The sequence below is a fragment of the Rothia sp. 11273D007AR genome, from assembly GCF_053547255.1.
On record NZ_JBPPWJ010000031.1, the window covers coordinates 1 to 982 of the forward strand.

Sequence of the window (982 nt, forward strand, 5' to 3'; positions counted from 1 at the left end):
GTATATGTCAAGCCTTGGTAAGGTTCTTCGCGTTGCATCGAATTAATCCGCATGCTCCGCCGCTTGTGCGGGCCCCCGTCAATTTCTTTGAGTTTTAGCCTTGCGGCCGTACTCCCCAGGCGGGGCACTTAATGCGTTAGCTACGGCGCGGAAAACGTGGAATGTCCCCCACACCTAGTGCCCAACGTTTACGGCATGGACTACCAGGGTATCTAATCCTGTTTGCTCCCCATGCTTTCGCTTCTCAGCGTCAGTTACAGCCCAGAGACCTGCCTTCGCCATTGGTGTTCCTCCTGATATCTGCGCATTTCACCGCTACACCAGGAATTCCAGTCTCCCCTACTGCACTCTAGTTAGCCCGTACCCACTGCAAACCCGGGGTTAAGCCCCGGGCTTTCACAGCAGACGCGACAAACCGCCTACAAGCTCTTTACGCCCAATAATTCCGGACAACGCTCGCGCCCTACGTATTACCGCGGCTGCTGGCACGTAGTTAGCCGGCGCTTCTTCTGCAGGTACCGTCACTTTCGCTTCTTCCCTGCTGAAAGAGGTTTACAACCCGAAGGCCGTCATCCCTCACGCGGCGTCGCTGCATCAGGCTTGCGCCCATTGTGCAATATTCCCCACTGCTGCCTCCCGTAGGAGTCTGGGCCGTGTCTCAGTCCCAGTGTGGCCGGTCACCCTCTCAGGCCGGCTACCCGTCGTCGCCTTGGTGAGCCGTTACCTCACCAACAAGCTGATAGGCCGTGAGCCCATCTAAAACCAGTACATATCCCTTTCCACCAGCATCCCATGCGGGAACTGGTCGTATCCGGTATTAGACCTCGTTTCCAAGGCTTATCCCAGAGTTAAAGGCAGGTTACTCACGTATTACTCACCCGTTCGCCACTAATCCACCCAGCAAGCTGGGCTTCATCGTTCGACTTGCATGTGTTAAGCACGCCGCCAGCGTTCGTCCTGAGCCAGAATCAAACTCTCCGTT

At 56.1% G+C, this 982-nt stretch carries 1 rRNA gene; it reads right to left on the reverse strand.

Going from position 1 to position 982, the window contains the following annotated elements:
• Positions 1 to 982 (reverse strand): 16S ribosomal RNA (locus ACED88_RS10710); the annotation flags it as partial.